Source organism: Microbacterium sp. LMC-P-041, assembly GCF_030209555.1.
Lineage (GTDB): Bacteria > Actinomycetota > Actinomycetes > Actinomycetales > Microbacteriaceae > Microbacterium.
The window spans coordinates 120,547-128,793 of sequence record NZ_JARVRV010000003.1 but is presented as its reverse complement, the minus strand read 5'-3'; the positions used below and the strand labels follow the sequence as shown (position 1 = coordinate 128,793).

6 protein-coding genes are annotated in these 8,247 nt (G+C 69.8%); all 6 read right to left on the bottom strand.

Translation table 11 applies throughout. The annotated features are described in order from the left end of the window. Positions 1-394 precede the first annotated feature (394 nt). Positions 395-1,606, bottom strand: coding sequence for an ornithine--oxo-acid transaminase (gene rocD / locus QRN21_RS06355; protein WP_285363445.1), 1,212 nt, complete (start codon positions 1,604-1,606; stop codon positions 395-397). After that, on the bottom strand, positions 1,603-2,490 hold the full coding sequence (gene ddaH, locus QRN21_RS06350; RefSeq protein ID WP_053097827.1) for a dimethylargininase: 888 nt from the start codon (positions 2,488-2,490) through the stop codon (positions 1,603-1,605). The genes rocD and ddaH overlap by 4 nt, the downstream gene beginning before the upstream one ends. Before the next feature lie 165 nt (positions 2,491-2,655). After that, a complete protein-coding gene (locus tag QRN21_RS06345) occupies positions 2,656-3,672 on the bottom strand; it encodes an NAD(P)-dependent alcohol dehydrogenase (protein ID WP_285363444.1) in 1,017 nt (338 codons plus the stop codon). Between the two features lies 1 nt (position 3,673). Next, the gene (locus QRN21_RS06340) at positions 3,674-3,904 is read right to left on the bottom strand and encodes a helix-turn-helix transcriptional regulator (RefSeq protein WP_285363443.1); all 231 of its coding nucleotides are present in this window, start codon (positions 3,902-3,904) and stop codon (positions 3,674-3,676) included. After that, positions 3,904-4,338, bottom strand: coding sequence for a hypothetical protein (locus QRN21_RS06335; RefSeq protein WP_285363442.1), 435 nt, complete (start codon positions 4,336-4,338; stop codon positions 3,904-3,906). The genes QRN21_RS06340 and QRN21_RS06335 overlap by 1 nt, the downstream gene beginning before the upstream one ends. 90 nt (positions 4,339-4,428) lie before the next feature. After that, positions 4,429-8,130 carry a proline dehydrogenase family protein gene (locus QRN21_RS06330; protein WP_285363441.1) on the bottom strand — a complete coding sequence of 1,234 codons (3,702 nt, stop codon included), beginning with the start codon at positions 8,128-8,130 and terminating at the stop codon, positions 4,429-4,431. Between the last annotated feature and the right edge of the window lie 117 nt (positions 8,131-8,247).

Here is an 8,247-nt window from a genome sequence, read left to right as displayed (position 1 = left end):
TGCTCCCACGACCCAGTCATCACAACCAGGCCCGAAGGGCAACTTCTCTATCTTATCTGTGCCATTCGGCCTGTCAAATCGACACGCCGTGAGGCTCAGAACCAGATCTGCAGCTCGGGGCTCAAGGCCGCCGAGGCAACTTCACTAGCTTATCCGTTCCGGAGTCGCTGTCAAATCGACCGTTTCTCCGAAGTGGAAGCTCCAGGTCAGACAGAAGTATGTCTGCGATCTGCTCCGAGGAGCTGATCGAGTGGAGGTGGTTCTCCGCTTGAGGGGGGTAAGGCTCTCGGCCTCTCCGCTTCCCTGTGGGGCGAACAAGTAATAAGTTACGTGGGTTCCGGGGTTCCGGCAAATCCGGGCTGTCCGCCGGGCGTGTCGCCCGGCGGACAGGGCGTCACGCCCCGAGAACCAGCTTCAGCTGCTCGACCGCCCAGTCGAGTTCGGTCGCGCGGATCACCAGCGGAGGGGCGATGCGGATCGTCTGACCGTGGGTGTCCTTGACGAGCACACCCCGGTCGAGGAGCTTCTCCGCGATCTCGCGGCCGGTCCCCTTGGCGGGGTCGATGTCGACGCCGGCCCACAGCCCGGCGATGCGCACCTCGGTCACCCCGTGCCCGATCAGCGGCTCGAGGCCGGCGGCGAGGTGGGCGCCGAGTGCGCGAGCGCGCTCCTGGAACTCCCCGGACTCGAGCATCTCGACGACCCGCAGGCCGACGGCCGCGGCGAGTGGGTTGCCCCCGAACGTCGAACCGTGTTCACCCGGGCGGATGACTCCGAGCACATCCGCGTTGCCGACGACCGCCGACACCGGAAGGATCCCGCCGCCCAGCGCCTTGCCCAGGAGATACAGGTCGGGCACGACGCCCTCCCGATCGCAGGCGAAGGTCTCGCCGACCCGGCCGAGACCCGACTGGATCTCATCGGCGATGAACAGCACGTTCTTCCCGTCGCAGATCTCGCGGATGCGGCGCAGGTATCCCTCCGGGGGGATCACCACTCCGCCCTCGCCCTGGATCGGCTCGATCAGCACGGCGGCGGTGTTCTCGGTGATGGCCGCTGCGACGGCATCCGCGTCCCCATAGGGAACCACGTCGAATCCCGGCGTGTACGGGCCGAAGTCCGTCCGCGCCTCGGGGTCGTCGCTGAAGCTGACGATGGTCGTGGTGCGGCCGTGGAAGTTGCCGGCCGCGACGATGATGCGCGCCTGGTCGTCCGCGATGCCCTTGACGCGATACCCCCATGCGCGAGCGACCTTGATGCCGGTCTCGACCGCTTCGGCGCCGGTGTTCATCGGCAGCACCATGTCTTTGCCGGCGAGAGTCGACAGCGCGGCGGCGAACGGCTCGAGCCGATCGCTCATGAAGGCGCGGCTCGTGAGGGTGACGCGACCGAGCTGCTCGGTCAGGGCCGCCACGAGAGCCGGATGCCGGTGCCCGAAGTTCACCGCCGAATAGGCGGCGAGCAGATCGAGGTACCGCTTGCCCTCGACATCCGTCACCCACGGACCCTCACCCCGGGCGATGTTGACCGGCAGCGGGTGGTAGTTGTGGGCGACGTGCGGCTCCGCCGTCACCTCGGCGCTCACGCCCGGGTCGACGGCGGTCACACCGCACCGCGCAGTTCGAGGGTGCAGCACTTGATGCCGCCGCCGCCGAGCAGCAGCTCGGACAGGTCGATCATGATCGGGTTGTAGCCGCGCTCGCGCAGCTGCTTCTCGAAGCCCTTCGCGCGCGGCGAGATGATCACGTTGTAGCCGTCGCTCGCGGAGTTGAGACCGAAGACGGATCCGTCCTCGTCGGACACGAGGATCGCCTCGGGGAAGCGCTCCTCGAGGATCGCCCGGCTCTCGTCATCGAACGCGCCGGGCAGATACGCGATGTTCGCGCGCTCGGGGCCGCCGTTCTCTACGCCCTGCACGGGGTCGAGCACCGCGATCGCGGTGTCCAGGTGGTAGAAGCGCGGGTCGACCAGGTTGAGCGACACGACCTCACGGCCGAAGACGTCGCCGACCTCGCGGTGGCTGTCGCCGGTCGAGCGGAACCCCGTGCCGGCGAGGATCACGTCGCCGACGAGCAGGAAGTCGCCCTCGCCCTCGTTGACCTCTTCGGGGATCACGGTGTCGTAGCCCGCGGCGCGGAACCAGTCGGCGAACGCGGGCGCCTCGCCCTGGCGCTCGACGAAGCGGAACTTCGGCACGTAGGCGCGGCCGTCGATCAGGAACCCGCCGTTCGCCGTGTAGACCATGTCGGGGAACCCGGCGAGAGGCTCGATCAGCTCGACCTCATGGCCGAGCTCGAGGTACAGGTCGTGCAGCTTCTGCCACTGCTCGACCGCCCTGGCCGTGTCGGTCGGCTTCGAGGGCTCCATCCACGGGTTGATCGAGTAGTTCACCGTGAAGTGCGACGGCGTGCACATCAGGTAGTGACGGTGGTGTGCGGTGCGGACCGGGGCTGCGGTCTCGGATGCCGGCGCAGTGGTTTCGACAGACATGGGGCTCCTCGAACGGATGCGGCGGACGCTGTCCAGGGGCCCGGCGGTCCTTCGACCCGCGCCGCTCGATGAGAGCCGGCGCCCGGGGAAGATGCGACTCGGGCACGCCAGCATCCATTCTGTCACCCGCCCCCTGGACGCCGCCAGAGCGCAGGCGCTTCTCGCTCAGGCTCCGCGGACGACGACCTTGCCGACCGTATGACCGGCCTCGAGGTGCGCGAGGGCCGCGCGGGCCTCGTCGAATCCGAATTCGCGCTCGATCACGGGTGTGATCCGCCCCTCGGCGGTGAGCTCGAGCAGCTTCGCGAGGATCTCCGGACGAGGGCTCGCAGCGAGCGGGCGGATGCGGCGGCTCGAACCGATCGACAGGAACGCCGCCTTCACCATCCGCGGGATCGGGCCGAGCACGTGGCCGCCGTCGCCCGTCACGAGCACCACCCGGCCGCCGGAGATCACGAGGCGCTGCAGGTCGCGCAGCGGCATCCCTCCGGCGATGTCGATCACCGCGTCGAAGTGTGCTGCAGGCAGCTCCGTCAGCGGCGAGCGGCGATGGTCCAGGGTGCGCACGGCGCCGAGGTGCTCGACGAGGCGCGCGCTGCGTTCGCCGCACGTCGCCCAGACCTCGGCACCGCGCAGCGCCGCGAGCTGCACCACGAAGGTGCCCACTCCCCCGGAGGCGCCGAGCACCAGGACTCGAGGGACATGGCCCGCCGCAGTGTGCTTGACGGAGCGGAAGCCGATGCCCGCGTGGTCGAGTGCCTGCCATGCGGTGCCTGCGGCGATCGGCAGGCAGGCCGCAGTCTCGGAGGTCACATCCGGCGGGATCGGGACGAGGCGCGTCGCGCGCACAGCGACATGCGATGCGAGTCCCCCTCCTCCGACGAGCTCGCCCACCACACGCTCGCCGACCTCGGCGCCGATCTCCTGGGATCCGACGGCGACGACGGTGCCGGCCACCTCCATTCCCCGCACCGGATGCTTCGGGCGCGTCAGGCCGAAGACCGGACGCACGAGCAGGGGGTCTCCGAGCATGAGGCGGATGTCACCGGCGTTGAGGGCGGTCGCCTCGACGCGCAGCACCACCTCGCCCGGACGCGGGATCGGAACGGGGATCTGCTCGAGGTGCACTCCGTCGGACGGGCCGTACGTCTCACGCACCCAGGCAGGCATCGTCTCGGTCATCTCACACCTCCGTGGTCGCGGGCTCGGGGTACTGGAACAGGTCGTCGATGCCGACGCCGAATGCCCGGGCGATCTGAAAGGCCAGTTCGAGGGTCGGCGAGTACTTCTCCTGCTCGATCGCGATCAGCGTCTGGCGAGTCACGCCGACGCGGCGGGCGAGCTCGGCCTGGGTCAGACCGGCGGCCTCCCGATGCGCACGGATGCGGTTGGAGACGAGCGTCGGCTTGACCATCAGACGAGACCCCGGCGATAGGCCACGACCCGCGCGATCCCGCCCACGATCGTCGCGACCGCGAAGCCCGCGAACATGGCGTGGGCGATCCAGAAGACGTCCGCGTTCATCGCGCAGAGCAATATCACGCCGGTGCCCGCGATGGCCACGAACGCCTGCTCGACACGACTCCCCATGCGACCGATGTCCCGATCGCGGATGTCGGACTTGCCCACGCCCTCGGGGTCACGTGCGCCGGCGATCATGCCCCAGATGATGCTGATCGCGATGGTCACGACGATTCCGCCGCCGATCATCCACAGCATCAGCGGCGGCCAGTCGACCTCGGTCACGGGACCGCCGGCCGCCTGCTGCAGCACCGCGACGACGTACGCCGTGATGGCGATCAGGCTGACGACGAGACCGACCCAGACGTTGCGCTCCTCGTAGACCATGACACCCTCCCGTGTAAAAGATTCTTGACACGAGATTACGCCTGCGGCACGGGCTGTGTCAAGAATTCTTTACACAGCGCTCGCGCGGCGTCAGATGACGGAAGCACTCCAGGCGTCGGGGTTGCCGTAGCGGTGCGCGGTGATCGCGATGGCCTGCTCGTGCACGAAGGGCAGCAGCTCGATGCGCCCGGCGGAGGTGACCTCGCCGTCGTACACCGCGAGGTCGGGATCGCCGCCGACGGCTGTCGCCAATGCGCGGTGCAGCGCTGCCACGGAGTCGCGGGGCCCGACCAGCCGCACCCGGCTCGGTCGCAATTCGTCGTCGAGGGATTCGAGCGTCGCGGACGACTGCTCGCCGCGCCGCCGCATCCGCTCGATCCACTCGTCGTCGCTCTCCATGTGGACGACGGCGCCGAGCTCGCCGAGAGCGCGGCGAACCGGCGCCGGAAGACCGACGGGCGTCGAGAGCACGAACCGGGCGCCGGCGCGCACCGCGGCGACGACGACGCGCAGCAGCTCCTGCCAGCCGGCATCCGCGGTGGCTCTGATCGCGACCGGAACCGGGCGGTAGCGGAACAGGTTGCGCTCGATCCCGAGGTGCGACACGTCGCGCACCTGCCCGAACTCGCGGTCCCAGGCGAGCGCATCCGAGAGCGCAGAACGACGCAGCCACTCGAAGGCCTCGAAGTCGAGCGACGGCTGCGCCGACTCGATGAGGTCGGTGATGCGCGAGTCCAGCCCGCGCAGATGGAGAGTGCTCGAGACGGTGCCGGACCCGCTCGACCGCCAGGATCCGAGTCCGATGAGGTAGTTCGGGCCGCCGGCCTTGGCGCCGGGGCCCACCGAAGAGCGCTTCCACCCGCCGAACGGCTGGCGCTGCACGATCGCACCGGTGATGCCCCGGTTCACGTAGAGGTTGCCGGCCTGCACGCGGTCGAGCCAGAGCGCGAGCTCAGCCGGGTCCTGCGTGTGCAGTCCGGCGGTCAGACCGTACTCGACCGCATTCTGCAGATCGATCGCCCGCTCCAGCGTCGGCGCGTGCATGACGCCGAGCACCGGGCCGAAGAACTCCTCGGTGTGGAACCGAGAACCCGGCTGCACTCCCACACGGATGCCGGGTCGCCAGAGGCGCCCCGTGGGGTCGTCGGTCGAGACGGCGGGCTCGATGAGCCACTGCTCGTCGCCTTCGAGCTCGGTGAGCGCCCACGCGAGCTTGCCCTCGGGTCGTTCGATCACGGGTCCGACCTCGGCGAGCGCATCGGTGGGCCAGCCGACGTGCAGCGACCGAGTGGCATCGGCCAGCTGGCGGGCGAAGCGCTGGGAGCGTCCGACGGGTCCGACGAGGATCGCGAGGGAGGCCGCCGAGCACTTCTGCCCCGCGTGCCCGAAGGCGCTGCGCACCAGATCGGCGACCGCGAGATCGAGATCAGCCGAGGGGGTGATGATCATCGCGTTCTTGCCGCTGGTCTCGGCGAGCAGCGGAAGTTCGGGGCGCCACGAGCGGAACAGCGCCGCCGTCTCCCACGAACCGGTGAGGATGACCCGATCGACGGACTCGTGCGAGATCAGCTCACGGCCGAGATCGCCCTCTTCGATGTCGACGAGGGCGAGCACGTCACGGGGAACGCCGACCTCCCAGAGCGTCTCGGCGATGACCGCCGCGCAGCGGCGAGCCTGCGGAGCCGGCTTGAAGACGACTCCGGAGCCCGCGGCGAGCGCGGCGAGCACGCCGCCCGCGGGGATCGCGAGAGGGAAGTTCCACGGTGGGGTGACGACCGTCACGCGCGCCGGGTCGAACGTGGCGCCGGCGACGGCATCCAACTCCCGCGCCTTGGCGGCGTAGTAGCGCGCGAAGTCCACGGCCTCGCTGACCTCGACGTCGGCCTCGGCGAAGACCTTGCCGGTCTCGGAGGCCGCGACCTCGATCAGGTCTCCGCGGCGGCCTTCCAGAGCGGCGGCCGCGCGCAGCAGCACTTCGGCCCGCTCGGCGGCGGGGCGAGCACCCCAGAGCGCCGCGGCGTCGTGCACGCCCGCGATCGTGGCCTCGAGCGTGTCCGCATCGTCGATCCGGGCGGCCTCGATCGTCGAGACGCCGAGGGTGGAGTCGTCGATCCGGGCGGTGATCTCGCGAGCCCAGTCCCGGTTGGCCGGAAGCGACGGATCGCTGTCGGGCGTGTTCGCGAAGCCCGGCGCGCCGCCGGTCGCCTCATCGATCTCGCGTGGGGCGTAGACCGCGGTCTCCAGGAACGGCCCGGTCGGGTCATCCGATCCGCGCGAGATTCCGAGCACCGCCTGGGTCAGCCCCTCCTCGGGCGCAGGCGCCACCGGCACGGGGCGCATGGACTCGTGCACGGGTGCGAGTCGGTCCTGGCTGCGCAGCGCCCCCACCTGCAGCGTCGGGGACGCCGAGCGGTCGACCGCATCGAGGAACCTGTCGCGCTCACGCACGAACAGCGCCTCGTCGTCACCGAGGCGGAAGGCTGCGGACAGGAAGTTGTCGCTCGACGCGTTCTCTTCGAGCCGGCGCACCAGGTAGCTGATGGCGACGTCGAACTCGCTCGGCTTCACGACCGGGACATAGAGAAGCACCTCGCCGACCTCGCGGGAGACGGCCTGCACCTGCCCCTGCGCCATGCCGAGGAGCATCTCGAATTCGATCGGCGGCTGCGAGTTCGCGGCGGTCGCCGATCCCGGGTCGAGAGCGCGGACGCCCCGTTCCCCCGCGAGCAGCCACGCATAGGCGATGCCGAACAGGTTGTGACCCGCGATCCCCAGACGCACGGCGGCGACGTTCTCGGGGCGCAGCGCCCAGTCGAGGCAGCGCAGATAGTTGGCGTCGGTGTCGAGCTTCGTGTCGTACGTCGCCTGCGTCCATCCGTGCATCCGCGCCTCGACCCGCTCCATCGCGAGGTTGGCTCCCTTGACGAGCCGCACCTTGATGGGGGCGCCGCCGTGGTCGACGCGCTCGCGAGCCCAGGCGGTGAGCTGCTGCAGCGCCGGCAGGGCGTCGGGCAGATAGGCCTGCAGCACGATGCCGGCCTCGAGACCTTCGAGCCGCGGATCCTCGAGGATGCGCGTGAACACCGCGATCGTCAGATCGAGGTCGCGATACTCCTCCATGTCGAGGTTGATGAAGGTGCGATCCGCCGCGGCGGTCAGATATAGCGGAAGGAGTCGCTCGACGACCGACTCCACGACCTCGTCGAACGCCCACATCGAGATGTGGCTGACGATCGCCGACACCTTCACCGAGACGTAGTCGACATCGGGACGACGGATCAGCTCATGGATGCCGTCGAGCCGCCGCTGCGCCTCGGCCTCGCCGAGCACGGCCTCTCCCAGCAGATTGAGGTTGAGTCGTGCGCCCGATTCGCGGATCTTCGCGATCGCAGGACCGAGCTTCGCCGGTCGGGCGTCGACGACCAGGTGACCGACCATCTCGCGCAGCACCCGGCGGGCGATGGGCACCACGGGGCTCGGCAGCATCTGTGCGACTCCGCCGCCGATGCGCACGGCCGACCGCAGGTACCACGGCAGGAACTCGGGCACGATCGGGGCGATGCGGTGCAGCTGGGATGCTGCGGCGCTCAGGCTCTCGGGGCGCATGACCCCGTCGACGAATCCGAGCGTGAACGGCAGCCCGTTGGCATCCTGCAGCACACCGGCCAGGCGCTCGGCCGCCGGATCGACATCGGCGGCCGCGGCCTCGATCACCCAGCGGCGCGCGAGCTCGACCGCACGGTCCGCGAGCGAGACGGATTCGGGATCCGTGGAGGGCATCGGGTCGGCCATGAGCTCAGCCTAGGACCGCGGTGAGCGCCTGGCCCTGAGCGACGATCGCGTCGTGCGGTTCCGGCCGCAGTTCGTGCCGTCGAACGCGCGGGCGGGCGACACGAACTGCGACCGGAA

What these genes read in the sequence shown, in the direction of transcription:
- QRN21_RS06330 (WP_285363441.1), bottom strand. Translation starts at nt 8,130, where the DNA reads ATGGCCGACCCGATGCCCTCCACGGATCCCGAATCCGTCTCGCTCGCG.
- QRN21_RS06340 (WP_285363443.1), bottom strand. Translation starts at nt 3,904, where the DNA reads ATGGTCAAGCCGACGCTCGTCTCCAACCGCATCCGTGCGCATCGGGAG.
- QRN21_RS06335 (WP_285363442.1), bottom strand. Translation starts at nt 4,338, where the DNA reads ATGGTCTACGAGGAGCGCAACGTCTGGGTCGGTCTCGTCGTCAGCCTG.
- QRN21_RS06345 (WP_285363444.1), bottom strand. Translation starts at nt 3,672, where the DNA reads ATGACCGAGACGATGCCTGCCTGGGTGCGTGAGACGTACGGCCCGTCC.
- ddaH (WP_053097827.1), bottom strand. Translation starts at nt 2,490, where the DNA reads ATGTCTGTCGAAACCACTGCGCCGGCATCCGAGACCGCAGCCCCGGTC.